Source organism: Pseudomonas sp. SWRI68 (assembly GCF_014269165.1).
GTDB lineage: Bacteria > Pseudomonadota > Gammaproteobacteria > Pseudomonadales > Pseudomonadaceae > Aquipseudomonas > Aquipseudomonas capeferrum.
In genome coordinates, this window is sequence record NZ_JABWRU010000031.1 from 24,543 (window position 1) to 44,607 (window position 20,065).

Below are 20,065 nucleotides of genomic sequence, written 5' to 3' on the forward strand. Positions count from 1 at the left end.
TCCTGAAAGGGCATTGTCACCACGCTAGAGGCATGGCCTGGGGGCGTCCAATCGATATGGCGTACCGGGTGATCAATGACATCTATCGCTGACTTGGTTAAGGTCAGCACAACCAGACGCCAGGCACTCCCATGGACATCAAGCAACTCAAGTTCCTCATCGCGCTCGACCAGACCCGCCACTTCGGCCAGGCCGCAGCGCTGTGCCACATCACCCAGCCGACGCTGTCGATGCGCCTGCGCAACCTGGAAGACGAACTGGACCTGGTACTGGTCAAGCGCGGCCAGCGCTTCGAAGGGTTTACCGAGGCCGGCGAACGCATCCTGGCCTGGGCTCGCACCCTGCTGGCCGCCCACGACGGCCTGCAGGCCGAAGCGGCCAGTTGCCGTGGCCAGGTGGTCGGTAGCCTGCGCCTGGGCACGGTGCCGCTGGCCAGCTTCAACCCGATGCAATTGCTGCTGCCGCTGCGCGAAAAATACCCCGAGCTGCAGTTTCAGCTCAGCTCGCACAGCACCGAGCAGATCATGGATGGCCTGAGCCGCAACCAGCTCGACCTGGGCATCTGCTACCTGGACCAGGTCAACGCCAGTTTCTTCGAAGTGATCGAGCTGGGCACCACCACCATGGGCCTGCTGCACGACACCCGGCACTTCCAGTTCGAGGCCGACAGCCTGCGCTGGGAGGAACTCGGCGAGATCCCCCTGGGCCTGCTGAGCAAAGGTATGCACTACCGTCAGTCGCTGGACCTGAGTTTTCGCAGCCGCAGCCTGGAGCCCAACGCCGTGCTGGAAAGCGACTCAAGCTTCCAGCTGATCCAGGCCATCAACACCGGCGTGTGCTGCGCGATCATGCCACTCGATTGCGGGCTGGAGGACTTGAGCGACCACATGCGCATCCTGCCCATCGTCGATGCCAGCATCCACAGCCCGGTGGGTCTGCTGCTGCGCCGCAGCGAGCCACGTTCGGCAATTGCCGAGCAGTGCTTCGACGAGGCCCGTGCCCTGTTTCAAGCCCCCTGAGCCGCCGTCGCCTGGCGGTACTGGCGCGGGGTGAAGCCGGTCAGTTGCTTGAACTGCCGGCTGAAGGCGCTGTGGTCGGTGTAGCCGCAGCGCATCGCCACGTCGGTGATCGGCAGGTCCGAATGCAGCAAGCGATGGGCATGCTCCAGGCGCGCCTTGTGGATCATCTGCCGCGGCGTGAGGTGGAACACCCGCTTGCAATAGCGCTCCAGTTGCGCCACGGAAATACCCGCGATGCGGGTCAGTTCACCCATGCTGATCGGCTGGTGAAAGTGCTGGCGAATATGCTCATCCACGGCGGCCAGGCGCTGGTAAGCGGGATGGGTGTCGGCGGCTGACTGCAGGTCAACCGAGATGCCCACCAAGCCGATGATGGCGCCTTGCGGGTTGTACAGCGGCCGCTTGTGGGTTAGGCACCAACCGGGCTCGCGGCTGCCGTACAGGTGCAGTTCGAGCTGGTCTTGCAGCACCAGGCCATCCTTGAGTACACGGCGGTCCTGCTCGGTATAGCCGGGGCCCAGTTGCGCCGGGAAGACTTCGGCGCTGGTCTTGCCCAGCAACGGCTGCAGGCGCTTGAGGCCACAGCGCTGGACCAAGGTGCCGTTGGCCAGCACGTAGCGGGCGTCGGGGTCCTTGATGAAGATCGCGGCGTTGGGGATGGCGTCGAGGATCGGCAGCAGCAGGGAGACCCCGGCGAGCAGCGCCTCCAGGGTGGCGGGGCGGTGCTGGTCGAAGCACTGATACAAGGTTGCCAGGGAGTGATCTGTCATCTCGCTTCTCGGGGGCGACGCTATTGACCACCTGTGGGAGCGGGCTTGCCCCGCGAAGGCGCCAGAAGCGTCACTGCTCCTCGCCAGCCCACAGCCGGTATGGCTTCCAGCCTATCCGCCCGCCCCCGCCAGCCGCCAGCTTTTTCTGCAACTGTGCCGATTTCGTCATCCCCCTTGCAGAAAACCATCAAGAACCGACGCCCCGATCGGTCCACTCTATGCCCCACGCAAGCCGCCCAAGACCTACAAGAGCGCGGCCCAAAAGCCGCATCTCGTGACATCAGACCTGCCTATCCAAAACCTACAAAAAGGCGCACCCATGTCAGGTAAATTCAAAAAACAGCTGTCATTGCTGGACCTCACCTTCATCGGCCTAGGCGCCATCTTTGGCTCCGGCTGGCTGTTCGCTGCCAGCCACGTCTCGGCCATCGCCGGCCCCGCCGGTATCCTCTCCTGGTTCCTCGGCGGTTTTGCCGTGCTGTTGCTGGGCATCGTCTACTGCGAGCTCGGCGCCGCCCTGCCCCGCGCCGGTGGCGTGGTGCGTTACCCGGTGTACTCCCACGGCCCGCTGCTCGGCTACCTGATGGGCTTCATCACCCTGATCGCTTTCTCCAGCCTGATCGCCATCGAAGTGGTCGCTTCGCGCCAATACGCCGCTGCCTGGTTCCCCGAACTGACCAAGGCCGGCTCCAGTGACCCGAGCGTGCTCGGCTGGCTGGTGCAGTTCGCGCTGCTGGGGCTGTTCTTCGTGCTCAATTACCGCAGCGTGAAGACCTTCGCCAAAGCCAACAACCTGGTCAGCGTGTTCAAGTTCATCGTGCCCTTGCTGGTGATCGGCGTGCTGTTCACCTTCTTCAAGCCGGCAAACTTCGAAGTCCAGGGTTTTGCGCCCTATGGCCTGTCCGGTGTGGAAATGGCCGTGTCGGCCGGCGGCATCATCTTCGCCTACCTGGGGCTGACGCCGATCATTTCGGTGGCCAGTGAAGTGAAGAACCCGCAGCGCACCATCCCGATCGCGCTGATTCTGTCGGTGCTGCTGTCCACTGCGATCTACGCCTTGCTGCAACTGGCGTTTCTCGGCAGCGTGCCGACCGAAATGCTGGCCAACGGCTGGGCCGGGGTGACCAAGGAACTCGCCCTGCCCTACCGTGACATCGCCCTGGCCCTGGGCGTGGGCTGGCTGGCCTACCTGGTGGTGGCCGACGCGGTGATCTCGCCCAGCGGCTGCGGCAACATCTACATGAATGCCACCCCGCGGGTGATCTATGGCTGGGCGCAGACCGGCACCTTCTTCAAGTTCTTCACCCGCATCGACGAGCAGTCCGGCATCCCCCGCCCGGCCCTGTGGCTGACCTTCGCCCTGTCGGTGTTCTGGACCCTGCCGTTCCCCTCCTGGGAAGCGCTGATCAACGTGGTGTCGGCGGCACTGGTGCTGAGCTATGCCGTGGCCCCGGTCACCGTCGCCGCGCTGCGCCGCAACGCTCCTGACATGCCGCGCCCGTTCCGGGTCAAGGGCATGAGCGTGCTCGGCCCGCTGTCGTTCATCATCGCCGCGCTGATCGTCTACTGGTCTGGCTGGAACACCGTGTCGTGGCTGCTGGCCCTGCAAATCGTGATGTTCGTGCTGTACCTGCTGTGCGCCCGCTTCGTGCCCACCCAGCACCTGTCCCTTGGCCAGCAAGTGCGCTCGTCGGCCTGGCTGATCGGCTTCTATGCCGTGACCATCCTGCTGTCCTGGCTGGGCAGCTTCGGTGGCCTGGGCGTGATTGGCCATCCACTCGACACCGTGGCCGTCGCGGCCTGCGCCCTGGGCATCTACTACTGGGGAGCGGCCACCGGCGTGCCGGCCCATCTGGTGCGCCTGGATGGCGAAGATGAAAGCGAAGCCAGCGCCGACACCCACCTGGGCCACCGCCCTGCCGCCGTCGCCTCCTGACCTCGGCCTCAACCAAGGGACATGCCCATGAAACACATTCACGTCATCGACTCGCATACCGGCGGCGAACCGACCCGCCTGGTGATGAAAGGCTTCCCGCAGCTCAATGGCCACACCATGGCCGAACAGCGCGACGAACTGCGCGAGCTGCACGACCCCTGGCGCCGCGCCTGCCTGCTGGAGCCACGCGGCAACGATGTACTGGTGGGCGCGCTGTACTGCCCACCGGTGTCGGAGGGCGCCACCTGCGGGGTGATCTTCTTCAACAACGCCGGCTACCTGAACATGTGCGGCCACGGCACCATCGGCCTGATCGCCTCGCTGCAGCACCTGGGGCTGATCGCACCGGGCGTGCACAAGATCGACACGCCGGTCGGCCAGGTCAGCGCCACCCTGCATGAAGACGGCGCGGTCACCGTAGGCAACGTGCCGGCCTACCGCTATCGCCAGCAGGTGCCGGTCGAGGTACCGGGCCATGGCGTGGTGCACGGCGATATCGCCTGGGGCGGCAACTGGTTCTTCCTGGTGTCCGAGCACGGCCAGCGCATTGCGATGGACAACGTCGAGGCGCTCACCGATTACACCTGGGCAATGCTCAAAGCCCTGGAGGCCCAGGGCATCACCGGCGAGCACGGCCAACCGATCGACCATGTCGAGCTGTTTGCCGATGACCCCGACGCCGACAGCCGCAACTTCGTCATGTGCCCCGGCAAGGCCTACGACCGCTCCCCCTGCGGCACCGGCACCAGCGCCAAGCTGGCCTGCCTGGCCGCCGACGGCAAGCTCGACGAGGGCCAGACCTGGGTCCAGGCGAGCATCACCGGCAGCCAGTTCCAGGGCCGCTACGAACGCGAAGGCGAGCGTATTCGTCCGTTCATCACCGGCCGCGCCTACATGACCGCCGACAGCACCTTGCTGATCGACGAACAGGACCCTTTCGCCTGGGGCATCTGACCCGCCCAGGCCTTTTATTCGCACCCCCTACTGAATACTGCAAGGAGTGACACCCATGAGCGACAACATCTTCACCGGCTGCATGCCTGCCCTGATGACCCCTTGCACCGCCGAGCGCAAACCAGACTTCGACGCCCTGGTGCGCAAAGGCCGCGAGCTGATCGAAGCCGGCATGAGCGCCGTGGTGTACTGCGGCTCGATGGGCGACTGGCCGCTGCTGACCGAGGCCGAGCGCCAGGAAGGCGTGGCGCGCCTGGTGGCGGCCGGCATCCCGACCATCGTCGGCACCGGCGCGGTGAACACCCGCGAGGCCGTCGCCCACGCCGCCCATGCCGCCGAAGTCGGCGCCGCCGGCCTGATGGTAATCCCGCGGGTGTTGTCCCGCGGTGCCTCGCTGATCGCCCAGAAGCACCACTTCTCGGCCATTCTGGCGGCTGCGCCGAAGCTGCCGGCGGTGATCTACAACAGCCCGTACTACGGCTTCGCCACCCGCGCCGACCTGTTCTTCGAACTGCGCCGCGAATACCCGAACCTGATCGGCTTCAAGGAATTCGGCGGCGGTGCCGACCTGCGCTACGCCGCCGAACACATCACCTCCAAGGACGACGACGTGACCCTGATGGTCGGCGTCGACACCCAGGTGGTGCATGGCTTCGTCAACTGCAACGCCACCGGCGCCATCACCGGTATCGGCAACGCCCTGCCGCGTGAGGTGCTGCAACTGGTGAGCCTGAGCAAACAGGCCGCCAAGGGCGACGCCAAGGCCCGGCGCCTGGCCCGCGAACTGGAAGCGGCGCTGGCGGTGCTGTCGTCGTTCGATGAAGGCTGCGACCTGGTGCTGTACTACAAGCACCTGATGGTGCTGAACGGCGACCGCGAATACAGCCTGCACTTCAACGAGACCGACGCCCTGACCGACGCCCAGCGCAACTACGCCGAACAGCAGTACGCGTTGTTCCGCCAGTGGTACGCCAACTGGTCGGCCGAGCAGAACGTCGCCTGATAACTCTGGGAGCAACGGTCTTGCTCAAGCGTGACCCCTGTGGGAGCGGGCTTGCCCCGCGAACACGGGCTATGCCCGTGCCATCCTCCGCGGTGCCTGCTTCGCGGGGCAAGCCCGCTCCCACAATGAATGCCCTTGTTCTCTGTGCGAAGGCGCAGCCCGAAAGGGTTGGGCGCTTTCCCGCAGGGTAAGCCGAATCTGACTCCAAAGGAGGCTCCATGACCCTGACTGGCAACCTGCTGATCGGCCAGCGCGCCGTGACCGGCAGCCGCGAGGCGATCCGCGCCATCGACCCGGCCACCGACCAAGCCCTTGAGCCCGCCTATGCCGGCGGCACCGGCGAGCACGTGGCCCAAGCTTGCGCACTGGCCTGGGCGGCGTTCGATGAATACCGCGAAACCTCGCTGGAACAGCGGGCCCACTTCCTCGAAACCATCGCCGAACAGATCGAGGCCCTGGGTGATGCGCTGATCGACCGCGCCGTCGCCGAAACCGGGCTGCCCAAGGCGCGCATCCAGGGCGAACGCGGCCGCACCTGCACGCAACTGCGCACCTTCGCCCGCGTGGTACGTGCCGGCGAGTGGCTGGACGTGCGCGTCGACAACGCCCTGCCCGAGCGCCAGCCCTTGCCGCGCCCCGACCTGCGCCAACGCCAGGTGGCCCTGGGCCCGGTGGCGGTGTTTGGTGCCAGCAACTTCCCCCTGGCCTTCTCGGTGGCCGGCGGCGACACCGCTTCGGCACTGGCCGCTGGCTGCCCGGTGGTGGTCAAGGCCCACGGCGCCCACCCAGGCACCAGCGAGCTGGTCGGCCGGGCACTGGCACAGGCCGTGAAACGCTGCGGCCTGCCCGAAGGTGTGTTCTCGCTGTTGTACGGCGCGGGCCGTGAAGTGGGCATCGCGCTGGTCAGCGACCCGCGCATCAAGGCGGTCGGCTTTACCGGCTCGCGCAGCGGTGGCATCGCCCTGTGCCAGGCCGCCCAGGCACGCCCGGAGCCCATCCCGGTGTACGCCGAGATGAGTTCGATCAACCCGGTGTTCCTGTTTGATGCCGCCCTGCACAACCGTGGCGAGGCGCTGGCGCAAGGCTTCGTCGCTTCGCTGACCCAGGGTGCCGGGCAGTTCTGCACCAACCCTGGCCTGGTGATCGCGCGCCAAGGGCCGGCGCTGCAACGCTTTGTCGCCGCCGCCAGCGAACAGGTGCAACGTGCGGGGGCACAGACCATGCTCACCCCCGGTATTTTCAGCGCCTATGCAACGGGCGTCGGCGCCTTGGCCGAAAACAGCAATGCCGAGGTCGCGGCCAGCGGCCAGCCACCGCAGGGCCCCAACCAGTGCCAGGCCCATTTGTTCGTGACCCAGGCCAGCGCGTTTCTGGCCGACCCGGCGCTGCAGGCCGAAGTCTTTGGCGCCGCCTCGTTGGTGGTGGCATGCGATAGCGACGCGCAGATCCGCCAGGTCGCCGAGCACCTGGAAGGCCAACTGACCGCCACCCTGCAGCTGGACGAGGCCGACCTCGACAGCGCCCGCGCGCTGCTGCCAACCCTGGAGCGCAAAGCCGGGCGCATCCTGGTCAACGGCTGGCCTACCGGGGTCGAGGTGTGCGATGCGATGGTCCACGGCGGGCCGTTCCCTGCCACCTCCGATGCCCGCACCACCTCGGTGGGGACGGCGGCGATCCTGCGCTTCCTGCGCCCGGTGTGCTACCAGGACTTCCCTGACGGCCTGCTGCCAGAGGCCTTGCGCCACGGCAACCCGCTGCAACTGCGCTGGCTGCTCGACGGCAAGCGGGAAGGCTAGGCCATGGGCGAGCCACTCAACGCTGCCGACACCGATATCGCCGTGGTCGGCGCCGGCATCGTCGGCGTCGCCTGCGCCCTGCAACTGGCCCGGCAGGGCCGCCAGGTGCTGCTGATCGACCGCGAGCAACCCGGCCATGGCGCCTCCTACGGCAATGCCGGGCACCTGGCCACCGAGCAGGTATTCCCGATCGCCGACCTGTCGATCCTCAAGCGCCTGCCGAGCATGCTGATGGACCCGATGGGCCCGCTGCGCCTGGACTGGAAGTACCTGCCCAAGGCCATGCCCTGGTTCACCCGCCTGCTGCTCAACCTGCGCCCGGCGCCGTTCCAGCGCAGCGTAGCCGGTATCCGTGCATTGAACGAAGGCAGCCTGGCGGCGTGGCAGCAGTTGCTCGGCTCCATTGGGCGCAGCGACCTGTTCAAGGAAGAGGGGTCGTTGCTGGTGTTCGAACGCAGTGAGTCGCGCCAAGCCCTAGCGGCGTTGCAGGCGCGCATGCAGCAGCAGGCCGTACCGGTCGACTTCTGGTCGGCCGATGCCGTGCAGGCAGCGGCGCCCCAGTTGAGCCCAGCGCTTTTGGGAGGGCTTTTTTTCCCCGCTACCGGGCATTTCATCGACCCGTACCGCGTGGTCTGCGCACTGTTCGAAGCGGCCAGGGCCAGTGGGGTGCGCTTCGTCCGGGCGCAGGTCGAAGGTGGGCAGTTGCACGGCGGCGGGGTCAGCCTGGTCAGCGACCAGGGCACGTTCAACGCCCGCCAGGTGCTGATCAGTTGCGGCGCGCACTCGGCAACACTTACCGCAGCCCTCACCGGCAAGCGGGTGCCGCTGGATACCGAGCGCGGCTACCACCTGATGTTGCCTGGCGAGCAGCAACGGCTGCCGTTCGCGGTGACCTCACTGGAGCGCAAGTTCATCATGACGCCGATGGCCGACGGCTTGCGCCTGGCCGGCACGGTGGAATTCGCAGGGCTGGATGCGCCGCCGAGCATGCAGCGGGCATGGCAGCTGCATCGGCTGAGCCAGGGTTTGTTCAAGCAGGACCTGGATGCCGAGGGCGCGACGCCGTGGATGGGCTTCAGGCCATCGTTGCCGGACTCATTGCCGGTGATCGACCGGGTGTGTGATGGGCGGGTGTTGCTGGCATTCGGGCATCAGCACCTGGGGCTGACCCAGGCGGCCGTGACGGCCGAATGGGTGGGGCGGCTTGCCGACCAGGAAAAAGGGCCGCAGATGGAGGCCTATCGGTTGGATCGGTTTTGATCAGGGCCGGCCTCTTCCCGGGGCAAGCCCGCTCCCACAGGTAACTGCCAACCTCAAGGCCAGCGGAGTAGCTGTGGGAGCGGGCTTGCCCCGCGAAGAGGCCGGCCCAGGCTACTGAATAATCAGCAACTCAGCGATAACGCTCAAGCCAGTGCGCATAAGGCGCCGGCAAGGTCCACGAGGCTTTATCCACGCCCAGCTCCTTGGCCGCAAAGTACGCCCAATGCGGATCAGCCAAGTGCGCACGCCCTACCGACACCAGGTCGAGCTGATTGGCTTTCAGCGCGCCTTCGGCCAGCTGCGGCGTACCAAAGCCCCACGCCGACGTCACCGGCAGGCCCGCCTCGCGGCGTACACGCTCGGCAATCGGCCCCATGAACGCCGGGCCCCACGGGATGCTGGTGTCAGGGATGGTGAAGCCGACGCTGACACTCAGCAGGTCCAGGCCACCGGCTTTGAACATGCGGGCCAACTCGATGGATTCTTCCAGGGTCTGCTCGTCGCGACCGTCATATTCCAGCACGCCGAAACGCGCGGTCAGCGGCAGGTTTTCTGGCCACACCTCACGTACCGCGGCCAGGGTTTCCAGTAGGAAGCGGCTGCGGTTCTCGAAGCTGCCACCGTAGGCGTCGGTGCGCTGGTTGGTGTGTTCGGAGAAGAAGCTTTGGCCCAGGTAACCGTGGGCAAAGTGCAGTTCGATCCATTCAAAACCCGCATCCCGCGCACGGCGTGCAGCGTCGACGAAGTCTTGCTTGACCCGGGCGATGTCGCCCAGGGTCATTTCGCGCGGCACTTTCGGCAGGTGAGCACCGAAGGCAATGGCCGACGGGGCGATGGTGTCCCAGCCACGGGCGTCGTCGGCAGCGATGTGGTCGTCACCTTCCCAGGGGCGGTTGGCGCTGGCCTTGCGCCCGGCGTGGGCGATCTGGATGCCGGGCACCGAGCCTGCGGCCTTGATCGCCTGCACCACCGGCACGAAGGCTTGGGCGTGGGCGTCACTCCAGATACCGGCACAACCGGGGGTGATACGCCCTTCCGGCGCCACGGCGGTGGCTTCGACCACCAGCAGGCCGGCACCACCTCGGGCCAGGCTGGCCAGGTGCACGTGGTGCCAGTCGTTGATCATGCCGTCCTCGGCCATGTACTGGCACATCGGCGGAATGGCGATGCGGTTGCGCAGGGTGACGTCCTTGAGGGTGTAGGGTTCGAACAATGCGGACATGAGGAAGCTCCCGGGTTATCTGAATACGATAGTTCGATCATAATCGAACTATGGCAATAATTGAAAGGCCCGTTATCATGTCGACCATGCGAGCCTACAAACATCCCAACCCTGAAGACCTGATTCTCGAGCGCCTGCTTTACGCCCTGAGCGACCCCGTGCGCCTGGAGATTGTGCGCCACCTGGCGGGCGTGGCGGAGGCCAGCTGCGGCGAGCTTGACGGCGGGCGGCCGAAGTCGAGCATGTCCCACCATTTTCGCGTCTTGCGCGATGCGGGGCTGGTGCACACGCGCAACGTCGGCACTACCCACATGAATTCGCTGCGCAGCGAAATGCTCGACGAACGGTTCCCTGGGTTGCTGGAGTGCATTCTGCGTCAGCGGTAGTCCCGTGCTGGCCAAAAAAAAAGCCACGAGGTCACCCCCGTGGCTTTCGATTACAACAATGGGGCTTACAGCGCCATGTCGTTCTCAGGCTTGCTTTCTACCGGCTCGCTTGGCGCGTTGCCGAAATCAACGCTGGCGTCGATCACTGGCGGCTTCTCCAGCTGCAGCACTTCAGCGGTGTAGTTCCACTCTTTCTGCGTGGCCGCAGCCGAATCATTCAGCTTGGTACCGTAGCTTGGCACGATCTCTTTGATCTTGGCCTGCCACTCTGGCGTCGCCACTTTCTCTTTGAACACGGTCTCAAGCACATTCAGCATGATCGGGGCCGCGGTCGAAGCACCTGGCGAGGCACCCAGCAGGCCGGCGATGGTGCGGTCTTCGGAAGCCACCACTTCGGTGCCCAGCTTCAGCACGCCACCCTTCTCGGCATCACGCTTGATGATCTGCACGCGCTGACCGGCCTGCCACAGGCGCCAGTCTTCTTTCTTGGCGTTAGGGAAGTAGGTGCGCAGCGCTTCGAAGCGGTCGTCGTCAGACAGCATCAGCTGGCCAGCGAGGTACTCGACCAGCGGGTACTGTTCGATACCGACCTTGGTCATCGGCCACACGTTGTGCAGCGTGGTGCTGCCCAACAGGTCGAGGTACGAGCCGTTTTTCAGGAACTTGGTCGAGAACGTGGCGAATGGCCCGAACAGGATCACGCGCTTGCCGTCCAGCACGCGGGTATCCAGGTGCGGTACCGACATGGGCGGCGCGCCGGTCGAGGCAATGCCGTAGGCCTTGGCCATGTGCTGCATGGCAACGGTCGGGTTCTCGGTCACCAGGAACGAACCACCCACCGGGAAGCCGGCGTATTCCTTGGCCTCCGGGATACCCGACTTCTGCAGCAGCTTCAGCGCGCCGCCGCCGGCACCGATGAACAGGAACTTGGCGTCGGTGGCCGACTCGGTACCGTCCTTCAGGTTCTTGTACTCGACGTGCCAGGAGCCGTCCTTGTTACGGGTGATGTCCTGCACTTCGCTGGACAGCTTCAGGTCGAACTTGTCCTGGGTCTTCAGGTGGCCAACGAACTGGCGGGTGATCTCGCCGAAGTTGACGTCGGTGCCGATCGGCGTCCAGGTCACGGCCAGCTTCTGGTTAGGGTCGCGCCCTTCCATCATCAGCGGGACCCACTTGGCGATCTGCGCGTGGTCCTCGGAGTACTGCATCGGGCGGAACAACGGGCTGGCCTGCAGCGCGTCGTAACGCTTCTTGAGGAACTTGATGTTGTCATCGCCCCAGACGAAGCTCATGTGCGGGGTGCTGTTGATGAACGAATGCGGGTTCTTCAACACACCCTGGCGGACCTGCCACGACCAGAACTGGCGGGAGATCTGGAAGGCTTCGTTGATTTCGATGGCCTTGGTGATGTTGACGTTGCCGTCTTGGTCTTCCGGGGTGTAGTTCAGCTCGGCCAGCGCGGAGTGGCCGGTACCGGCGTTGTTCCAGCCGTTGGAGCTTTCTTCGGCGACGCCATCCAGGCGCTCGACCATTTCCATCGACCAGCTCGGCTCCAGCTCGTGCAGCCAGACAGCCAGGGTGGAACTCATGATGCCGCCGCCGACCAGCAGCACGTCGACTTTCTTGGTTTCTGCCGCGTGCGCTTGCATGACGCTCGCCGCGACAGCCAGACCCAGCAAGGTCTTGCCAGCTTTCTTGAACATTGATTGATTCCAATGGTTAGCACGTAAGGAAGGCCTAGGCGGGGCCTTGTATTTCTCTGTCCTTCAGCGCGCGCTTGTTATTGGTCATTGGAGTCAGCAGCCAAGAGAAACAGTGAACGCCCAGCCGTTGGTCGAATTGACCGGCCATCGCTGAAACGTTTTTCCGATTGTAACCCAATTGCCAGCACAAACAAATTGAGGGGGTTCGCGTCAAGGCGGCAGGTTGTCCCAGGTGCACGGGGAAGAACGACACCGATTGCAGTATTGTTCCGCCGCCCCTACTATTGCGATCATTTCTCATTCGCACCAGTACGCGCTCGCGCCGGATGCCGCCGTGGTTTCGATACCTGAGTTGAACACCTCGATCCATACCCTGTACCACAGCCATTCGCGCTGGTTGCTTGGCTTTTTGTACCGGCGCCTGGGCAGCCGTTGCGATGCCGCTGACCTGGTGCAGGACACCTTCCTGCGCATCCTCAACCGCCCCCGCCAGTTCGACGGTGAGCGTGGTGAACGCTCGTACCTCGCCACCATCGCCCGTGGCCTGTGCGTGGATCACTGGCGGCGACAGAAGCTGGAGCAGGCCTGGTTGCAACAGCTGGCGTTGCAGCCGGAAGCATTGCAGCCCTCCCCCGAGCAGCGGGCGATCATCGTCGAGACCCTGCACGAGGTCGACGCCATGCTGTTGCGCCTGCCCGGCAAAGTGCGCCAGGCGTTTCTGCTGGCGCAGATCGATGGCCTGGCCTACCGCGATATTGCCGCGCACCTGGGCGTTGGCGAGCGCATGGTCAAGAAGTACCTGGCGCAGGCGTTTTTGCATTGCGCCATCCTTGAAGCCGAACTCGACGGCGTGCTGGTGGAATGACGCCATGAGTACACCCGCGCAGAAACTCAGCCACGCCAGCCTGCAGGAAGCCGCGCACTGGTATGTGCAACTGCAGGACGAAGCCGCCGACCCGCAGGTGCGCCACCAGTGGCAGCGCTGGCTGGACCAGCACGGCGACCACCAGGCGGCCTGGCATTATGTGCAACGCGTCGGTCAACGCTTCGCCCCCTTGCAGGCCGAAGGCGCTGCGGCGGGCCGCGCCCTGCGCGAGCACGACCCGCGCCGCTTCAGCCGGCGCACGGGGCTCAAGACGTTGCTGGTGCTCGGCGCCAGCTCGCTGCTGGGCTGGCAGGCTTGGCGGGGGGCGCCGCTGTCGAACTGGAGCGCCGACCTTGCCACCGGCATTGGCGAAACCCGGGTAACGCGCCTGGCCGACGGCAGCCAGTTGTGGCTGGGTGCACAAAGTGCGGTGGACCTGGAATTTTCGGCGCTGAGCCGAGTGTTGAAGCTGCGCTTTGGCGAAATACTGGTGGAGACCGCCGCCGACCCGCGCCGGCCGTTTTTCGTCGACACCGCGCAAGGGCGCATGCAGGCGCTGGGTACACGGTTTGCGGTCTGCCAACTGGGCGACAGCACGCGGTTGAACGTGTATGCCGGTGCGGTCGAGGTTTGTACTGCGCTGCGGGGTGAGCGCCTTATCGTCCAGGCCGGGCAGCAGGTGGATTTCAGTGCCCAGGGCATCAGCACAGCGCGCCCGGCGCAGAGTGCGGGCGAGTCGTGGATTCAGCAGCGATTGAATGCCGAGGACATGCCTCTGGCGCAGTTGCTGCAGATGCTGGGGCGCTATCGCCATGGGCACCTGGGGTGGCATCCGGCGGTGGCGCAGTTGTCGGTGATGGGGGCTTTTCCGCTTGATGATACCGACCGCGCGCTTGAGCTGTTGCAGGCGGCGCTGCCGGTGCGGGTGCAGCGGGTGACGCCATGGTGGGTGAGTGTCGAGCCCGCGTGAGGGTCTGTGGAGGTGACAGGTGCATGCCGATAGGTTTGCAGCGCCCATGAGATCGAGCGCCGCCCGCGCGGCGCATCGCGACGCAAGGCCGCTCCTACATCTGTTTCGGGCCAGTCATGTCTGTGCCAGCGCGCGCGAGCCCTTGTTTGTACGGCGCGAAATGAAGGCGGGCGCCAAGGGGCCGCGCGCCAATGCTTCAGGCGTAACTGGCCCGAAACAGATGTAGGAGCGGCCTTGCGTCGCGATGCGCCGCGCGGGCGGCGCTCGATCTCAAGGGCAATACAAAAACAACGGCATGCACCCAAAAGCCCAAAACCCCCAAAAAAACCCCACCGCCCAGTTCCCTTTTCCCAATCTCGTTCGGTTACCCCCTCACAACCCCTTCTACTCACCGTATCCACCCCAGGGACCAGCATGCCGACGCCCTTCCACCCCGCCCTTCGCCTGGCGCTTGCCGCCCCACTGTCTCTATGCGCCGCCGCCCCCCTCATGCTGCCGGCAACGCTGGCCTATGCCGAACAAGCCGCCAGCGCCGAGACCACCTTCAACATCGCCCCCGGCTCGCTGGCCGGCGCCCTCAACCAGTTCAGCAGCCAGGCCGGCATCTACCTGGCCGGCAGCAATGCATTGGCCGCCGGCAAGACCAGCCCGGGCCTGCAAGGCCGCTATAGCGTCGCCCAAGGCCTGGCCCGCCTGCTGCAAGGCAGTGGCCTGCAAGCCGTACCGCAAGGCAGCGCCGGCTATGTGCTGCAACCGGTCGCCGACGGCAATGCCTTGCAACTCGATGCCACCGCCATCAACGCCGCAACCCTGGTCGCCAGCAATGGCCAGGGCGACAGTGGCTACCGCGCGGTAGCCAGCGCCACCGCCAGCAAGACCAGCAGCGCCCTGGCCGACACGCCGCGCTCGGTCTCGGTGGTAACCCGCCAGCGCATGGACGACCAGCAATCACAAACCCTCACCGAGGTACTCGGCTATGTGCCGGGCATCTTCTCCCCACCGTTTGCCGGCGGTGATGGCCAGGCGGGCGACCTGTTCTTCATCCGTGGCTTCAACGCCACCGACTATGGCTACGGCCTGCTGCGCGACGGCCTGCGGGTACAAGGCAACCGCTACGACACCAGCAGCGAACCTTATGGCCTGGAGCGCGTGGAAGTATTCCGCGGCCCGACCTCTATCCTTTATGGCGAGAATGCCCCAGGTGGCGTGGTCAACCTGGTCAGCAAGCGGCCGACCGCCGAACCCCGTGGCGAAGTGCAGCTGAGCTACGGCTCGCACAACCGCCGCCAACTGGGCGTCGACGTGTCCGGCCCACTGAACGAAGAAGGCAACGTGCTGGGCCGCCTGGTGATGATGGGCCGCAACTCCGATACCCAGGTCGATCACCAGCCCGATGACCGCCTCTACATCGCCCCCTCGCTGACCCTGAACTTCGACGACTTCAACAGCCTCACCCTGCTGGCCACCTACCAGCGCGACCGCACGCTGATGGAGCTCGGCTACCCGGCCGCCGGCACCTTGCTGCACAACCCCAATGGCAAGATCGACAAGGACCAGTTGTCCGGCAACCCGGACTGGGACAACTTCGAACGCGAAACCTGGAGCCTGGGCTACGAGTTCAGCCACCGCTTCAACGATACCTGGCAGTTCCGCCAGAACTCGCGTTACCTGCAGTCGCGCATCGACCGCCAGGAGACCTGGCCAGGCAGCCTCAACAATGGCGGCTTCGGCACCACCCTGAGCAACCAGGCCTACGACCGCTACAACAAGTCCATCGCCTACTCGCTGGACAACCAGTTCGAAGGCCACTTCAACAGCGGCGCGTTCGAGCACACCCTGCTGTTGGGGGCGAGCCTTGACCGCACCTCGTTCAACCAGGACTGGGACGCCGGTAACGGCGGCACCATCAACGTGTTCGACCCGGTGTGGAACGGCAAGCCAAGCACGCCACTGCACGTGCAGAACGCCTTGCTCGAACAGACCATGTACGGGCTCTACAGCCAGTTGCAGACCAAGGTCGACAATTGGGTGCTGCTGCTCGGCGGGCGCCTGGACCGGGTCAACAGCCAGTTCCGCAACAAGGCTGGCACGCTCAACGTTCCAGCGGACATGGACAGCTGGGACAGCGACTTCACCTGGCAGACCGGCGTGATGTACCAGTTCGAAAACGGCCTGTCGCCCTACTTCAGCTACTCCACTGCCTTCGCCCCGACCCAGCAGACCGAGAGCAAGAGCGGCCCGCTGGACCCGACCACCAGCGAACAGTACGAAGTGGGTATCAAGTACGAACCCAAAGGCTGGAACACCGCCTTCACCGCGTCGGTGTACGACCTGCGCAAGAAGGACGATGTGCTGTTCGACTCAAGCGTCGGTGACTACCGCCAGATCGGCGCCAGCCGCGCCAAGGGCGTGGAGCTGGAGCTCAACAGCGACCTGAGCGAAAACCTCAACCTCACGGCGGCGTATACCTACACCGATTCGCGCATTACCAAAGACGTGGCCGGCTCGCTGTATGAAGACCATCAGATGACCGGGGTACCGCGCAACCAGGCGTCGGTGTGGAGCACCTACCGCTTTCGTGATGGGCTGTTGAAGGGCTTGCAGATTGGCGGCGGCGTGCGTCATTTCGACAGCACATTCGCTTATACCCCAGCCAGCCTGTACGGCAAGCTCGATACCGGCGATGTCACGCTGGTGGACGCCAAGGTGGGTTACACCCTCGACGACAACTGGTCGGTCGAGGTCAACGCCCGCAACCTGTTCGACAAAGAGTACGTGGCCGGTTGCAACAACGCCGGGCGTTGCTACTGGGGTGAGGAGCGCACCTTGCTGGGCACGGTGTCGCTGCGCTGGTGAGCCGTTAAACAAAAGACCCCGGCCACTTGCATGGCCGGGGTCTTTGGATCACGTCGCAAGCGGCGCGATCAGGGTATCGCCAAGATTACTGCGGCTGAGGCAGTTTATCGATTGGGCCGCAGCCACCGATGACCTTGGAGATGGAAACCGAAGGGTGGAACAGGTAGTCGTACGAGCAGTTCTTCTGCTGGTTGTAGACTTGGCCAGTGCAGCCGGACAGCAGGGCAACGCCCGAAACGACAGCAACAGCAACAGTGGCTTTCAACAGCTTTTTCATACAAAGTCCTTTAAATGAATCGTCGGCCATCGTGCTGATGGCGCCCGGATCATACAGAACCAAGGCATTGGATCCAAGTCGTGCGGGCCGCGATGTAACAATACGTCGCGTTATCGCAGCATTAACCGACAGTTGAAAAGTAGGCCGCCACGGAAGATAGTCTGTCGTTCTGCCTCACACCTGCACGCTTACAGGAGTTTCCCCATGCTCGGTGTTACCGACTACGGCGCGTTCGTCATCGCCTTCATCATCGTCCTGGCCATCCCCGGCCCGGGCAACTTTGCCTTGATCACGGCGACCGGCAAAGGCGGCATCAAGGCTGGCATGGCGGCGACCTGCGGGGTGATCCTGGGTGACCAGGTGCTGCTGTGGCTGGCCGTGGCCGGCGTTGCCACCCTGCTGGCCGCCTACCCTGCCGCGTTCCATGTGGTGCAGTGGGCGGGCGCTGCGTACCTGGCCTACCTGGGGCTGCGCATGCTGCTGAGCAAACCCGGCGGCGCCCCGCGTGCAAGCCGCATGGACAACGGCCACTACTTGCGCCAGACCATGATGATCACCTTGCTCAATCCCAAGGCGATCATGTTCTACATGGCGTTTTTCCCGCTGTTCGTCGACCCGGTGAAGCACCAGGGGCTGGTGACCTTTGGCTTCCTGGCGGCGACCGTGGCGGTGGTGACGTTGCTGTATGGGCTGATTGCGGTGGTGTTGACCCACAAGCTGGCTGAACGCATGCGCGCGAACCCGCGGATTACCCACCTGTTCGAGCGATTGGCGGGGGTGTGCCTGGTCGGGTTCGGGATCAAGCTGGCGGCGATGCGCTGAGGGTTTTCCTACAAGGCTTGCGCTGCCCTGTAGGAGCTGGCTTGCCCTGCGATGGGCCGCAAAGCGGCCCCAGGATCTATCCAGCAAACCATAACCAACAGGTCAGCCCAGTATTCATTCCCTGAACGATAAAAGACGGCAACTTAGCCTTCCGCCCTACAGCTAACCTTCAGTTTTTTCCCCTATCTTGTAGTCCATTTCCCAAACATACTCCCAACCTGCTCAAACTGTTGCTAGTGCTTGGGTCGCGCTCTAGTCTCGCCGTGTCGTTGCCACTGTAGCGACCGGCTTTGACAGGCCGTCCCGACTTAAGAACTCACTTGCAGCGCTTAATGGCAGCTGTACATGGGGCACACTCGTGTGCGCCGGGTTCCTTGGGTCACCGGTCTGTCAACCCATGTATAGCTGCCTCCATTCGTTTGACAGCGTTAGCAGGCAGCTCCACCTGACTCAAGGAGCTGTATATGCGCAAGATAGTCCCCGATCCGCCCTACTCCCTCGATGCCTCGCAAATCCTGCAGGACACCCTGATCCAATCCACAGAGTACGTCCTCTGCGCCCTGTCCGTAGCCCGTCAGTCCGTGCAACTCAAACCCACCTCGCCCAGCTCGATCGTGATGCAAGCCGTCATCCACGAGATGGAAGCCGTACAAAGCCTGGTGGAGTCCGCCTTGATGCAACTGCAGATGCAGCCGCATGCTCCGGCAGAGCCGCGCACCCTGCACTGAAACCATTGAAGTGATGCATCGCCTGGGCGTGCCTTGCGCGGGTAAAACCGCGAACCGGCACGCCCAGGCACTGAACAACCCAGGGAGTTCAAATGACGACTACAGACACCCCCAAGCCGCCCACTACAGCCGGCAAAACCACGTTCTACCAAGGCGAAAACCAAACCCACCCACTCTTTCGCATTGAGCCCGGCCCGCGTAGCCCAGCAGCAGATGCAGGTCCGCCCATTAAGGCAACACTATGCGAGTCCTCGATCTGAATTTGAGCAACACCAAACCGTTCGAAGCCTCGCGCTTTCTCGACAATGCCGAAGTAATCCGCCACCGCCGTAGCGGTGCCTCCCAATCAAGCCCTAGCTCTGTACGAAAAGAGATGTCGCAAACACCGCATGGAACAAGCCAGTGGAACCATGGCGGCGTAGCTTTTCGCCAGTTTGTCGAAGCGCGTTACGATCCGGCGGTTCTCTTTCAGCCAGCCAAACATGCGCTCGATGATGTTGCGCTGACGGTACTTGGGCCGATCAAAGAGTCTGGGTAATCCTGGTTTAGGCTTGCGCTTCATCGAGCGCAGAGGGATGACGGGTTGCATTCGATATTTGTCGCAGTCGCGGCGTAGCGCTTCGGCGTCGTAGCCCTTGTCAGCAAGCAGCCATTTACAGCGTTTGCGCGGGCGGCCACGTTGGGTTGATGGAATGCTGACTTCCTCCAGCAGTGGCTGGGCGTAACTGATGTCCTGGCTTGACCGCCAGAGAGTAGGAAGCGCAACGGTGTCCCGTTGGCGTCGCAGAGCATGTGGATTTTGGCTGTCAGACCGCCGCGACTGCGGCCTAGAGATTGGTGTCCTGGGATTCTGCCAAATCAGGAAGTCTTTTTCCGATTTCCTGAAGAACAGGAAAGGTCTAATTTCTGACCACTCCAACGTTTGAACCTCAACCCAAGAGGGCATCAAAAGTCGGATAGATACTTTAGACCTTCCCTAATCTTCGAGACTACAAATCTATCGTAATTATATCTAACAAGTCCTGAAGGGTGTCCAGTTCGCTCCAGTGTAGCTCGGTATCTGGAGCTAACGCTTGCACTAAATGATCAAGATCGGATGGTGTAAGGTAGAGGGATAGCTCTTCACTTAACGATACCTCTGAAAGATCTTCGCCAAGCTCATCTTTGATAAATTTAACTAATGAAGCAAGATCCTTACTCATATCACACCTCGTTGACTTAAATTTGTACAGGAGTAACTTAGCCTAGGCTCTGTATGAAAAGTCTTGAGACGAAGGTCAGGCAAGGCGAAACAGCCGAGAAAGCGGAGTTTACGGGTTGTAAATGAGCATTCCGAGGCTGTTTTCAACGCAGCACCACCGAGTATCAAGGCTTTTCGTACAGAGCCTAGTGTGGTGTTTCACAAATACCACTGAAAATCTGAGCTAGGCTCTGTAGAAGCCAACTCTCCAAGGGCATCGACATGGGCCGACCAGCAACCGTCATTACCCTTTCCGAA

The 20,065-nt window shown here is 63.6% G+C and carries 17 protein-coding genes and 1 pseudogene; 12 read left to right on the forward strand and 6 right to left on the reverse strand.

All coding sequences use genetic code 11. The annotated features are described in order from the left end of the window. The first annotated feature begins 131 nt into the window (after positions 1 to 131). Positions 132 to 1,019 (forward strand): LysR family transcriptional regulator, encoded by an 888-nt coding sequence (locus HU770_RS25610; RefSeq protein WP_033699786.1) that lies wholly within the window; start codon positions 132 to 134, stop codon positions 1,017 to 1,019. Here the strand turns inward: HU770_RS25610 and HU770_RS25615 are convergent. Then, complete coding sequence (locus HU770_RS25615) at positions 1,007 to 1,789, reverse strand: AraC family transcriptional regulator (protein ID WP_186666241.1); 783 nt, start codon at positions 1,787 to 1,789, stop codon at positions 1,007 to 1,009. The genes HU770_RS25610 and HU770_RS25615 overlap by 13 nt on opposite strands. Positions 1,790 to 2,108: 319 nt before the next feature. Here HU770_RS25615 and HU770_RS25620 point away from each other — a divergent pair, with 319 nt between their 5' ends. From HU770_RS25620 to HU770_RS25640, 5 genes are all read left to right on the forward strand, one after another. After that, entirely contained in the window at positions 2,109 to 3,725 is a 1,617-nt protein-coding gene (locus tag HU770_RS25620; RefSeq protein WP_047583235.1) for an APC family permease, read from the forward strand. Positions 3,726 to 3,752: 27 nt separating this feature from the next. Beyond that, positions 3,753 to 4,679 (forward strand): 4-hydroxyproline epimerase, encoded by a 927-nt coding sequence (locus HU770_RS25625; protein ID WP_186658369.1) that lies wholly within the window; start codon positions 3,753 to 3,755, stop codon positions 4,677 to 4,679. 55 nt (positions 4,680 to 4,734) lie between these two features. Then, entirely contained in the window at positions 4,735 to 5,682 is a 948-nt protein-coding gene (locus HU770_RS25630) for a dihydrodipicolinate synthase family protein (protein WP_186666243.1), read from the forward strand. A 218-nt stretch (positions 5,683 to 5,900) separates the two neighbouring features. Beyond that, positions 5,901 to 7,478, forward strand: coding sequence for an aldehyde dehydrogenase (NADP(+)) (locus tag HU770_RS25635; protein WP_186666245.1), 1,578 nt, complete (start codon positions 5,901 to 5,903; stop codon positions 7,476 to 7,478). A gap of 3 nt (positions 7,479 to 7,481) precedes the next feature. Next, on the forward strand, positions 7,482 to 8,738 hold the full coding sequence (locus HU770_RS25640) for an FAD-dependent oxidoreductase (protein ID WP_186666246.1): 1,257 nt from the start codon (positions 7,482 to 7,484) through the stop codon (positions 8,736 to 8,738). A gap of 130 nt (positions 8,739 to 8,868) precedes the next feature. On the opposite strand, the gene xenA is transcribed toward HU770_RS25640, so the two are convergent. Continuing rightward, the gene (gene xenA / locus HU770_RS25645) at positions 8,869 to 9,960 is read right to left on the reverse strand and encodes a xenobiotic reductase XenA (RefSeq protein WP_186666249.1); all 1,092 of its coding nucleotides are present in this window, start codon (positions 9,958 to 9,960) and stop codon (positions 8,869 to 8,871) included. A gap of 50 nt (positions 9,961 to 10,010) precedes the next feature. Between xenA and HU770_RS25650 the strand changes: the two genes are divergently transcribed. Then, positions 10,011 to 10,346, forward strand: a complete 336-nt coding sequence (locus tag HU770_RS25650; protein ID WP_186658358.1) for a helix-turn-helix domain-containing protein — start codon at positions 10,011 to 10,013, stop codon at positions 10,344 to 10,346. A gap of 65 nt (positions 10,347 to 10,411) precedes the next feature. Here HU770_RS25650 and mqo read toward each other — a convergent pair whose 3' ends face one another. After that, complete coding sequence (gene mqo, locus HU770_RS25655; RefSeq protein WP_186666251.1) at positions 10,412 to 12,049, reverse strand: malate dehydrogenase (quinone); 1,638 nt, start codon at positions 12,047 to 12,049, stop codon at positions 10,412 to 10,414. A gap of 334 nt (positions 12,050 to 12,383) precedes the next feature. Between mqo and HU770_RS25660 the strand changes: the two genes are divergently transcribed. The 3 genes from HU770_RS25660 to HU770_RS25670 all read left to right on the forward strand — a co-directional run bounded on the left by HU770_RS25660 (position 12,384) and on the right by HU770_RS25670 (position 16,740). Next, positions 12,384 to 12,914, forward strand: coding sequence for a sigma-70 family RNA polymerase sigma factor (locus HU770_RS25660; RefSeq protein ID WP_186666253.1), 531 nt, complete (start codon positions 12,384 to 12,386; stop codon positions 12,912 to 12,914). 4 nt (positions 12,915 to 12,918) lie between these two features. Beyond that, complete coding sequence (locus HU770_RS25665; RefSeq protein WP_186666255.1) at positions 12,919 to 13,884, forward strand: FecR domain-containing protein; 966 nt, start codon at positions 12,919 to 12,921, stop codon at positions 13,882 to 13,884. 414 nt (positions 13,885 to 14,298) lie between these two features. Then, complete coding sequence (locus HU770_RS25670; RefSeq protein ID WP_186666257.1) at positions 14,299 to 16,740, forward strand: TonB-dependent siderophore receptor; 2,442 nt, start codon at positions 14,299 to 14,301, stop codon at positions 16,738 to 16,740. A gap of 85 nt (positions 16,741 to 16,825) precedes the next feature. On the opposite strand, the gene HU770_RS25675 is transcribed toward HU770_RS25670, so the two are convergent. Continuing rightward, positions 16,826 to 17,017 (reverse strand): DUF4223 family protein, encoded by a 192-nt coding sequence (locus tag HU770_RS25675; RefSeq protein WP_027594641.1) that lies wholly within the window; start codon positions 17,015 to 17,017, stop codon positions 16,826 to 16,828. Between the two features lie 204 nt (positions 17,018 to 17,221). Between HU770_RS25675 and HU770_RS25680 the strand changes: the two genes are divergently transcribed. Continuing rightward, on the forward strand, positions 17,222 to 17,839 hold the full coding sequence (locus tag HU770_RS25680; RefSeq protein WP_047583238.1) for a LysE family transporter: 618 nt from the start codon (positions 17,222 to 17,224) through the stop codon (positions 17,837 to 17,839). Positions 17,840 to 18,303: 464 nt separating this feature from the next. After that, positions 18,304 to 18,567 carry a hypothetical protein gene (locus tag HU770_RS25685; RefSeq protein ID WP_033699806.1) on the forward strand — a complete coding sequence of 88 codons (264 nt, stop codon included), beginning with the start codon at positions 18,304 to 18,306 and terminating at the stop codon, positions 18,565 to 18,567. 346 nt (positions 18,568 to 18,913) lie between these two features. Here the strand turns inward: HU770_RS25685 and HU770_RS25690 are convergent. Both HU770_RS25690 and HU770_RS25695 read right to left on the reverse strand, forming a co-directional pair. Then, a pseudogene (locus HU770_RS25690) lies at positions 18,914 to 19,401 on the reverse strand (IS5 family transposase); the annotation flags it as partial. Positions 19,402 to 19,556: 155 nt separating this feature from the next. Continuing rightward, on the reverse strand, positions 19,557 to 19,769 hold the full coding sequence (locus tag HU770_RS25695) for a hypothetical protein (RefSeq protein ID WP_186666259.1): 213 nt from the start codon (positions 19,767 to 19,769) through the stop codon (positions 19,557 to 19,559). Positions 19,770 to 20,065: the final 296 nt, after the last annotated feature.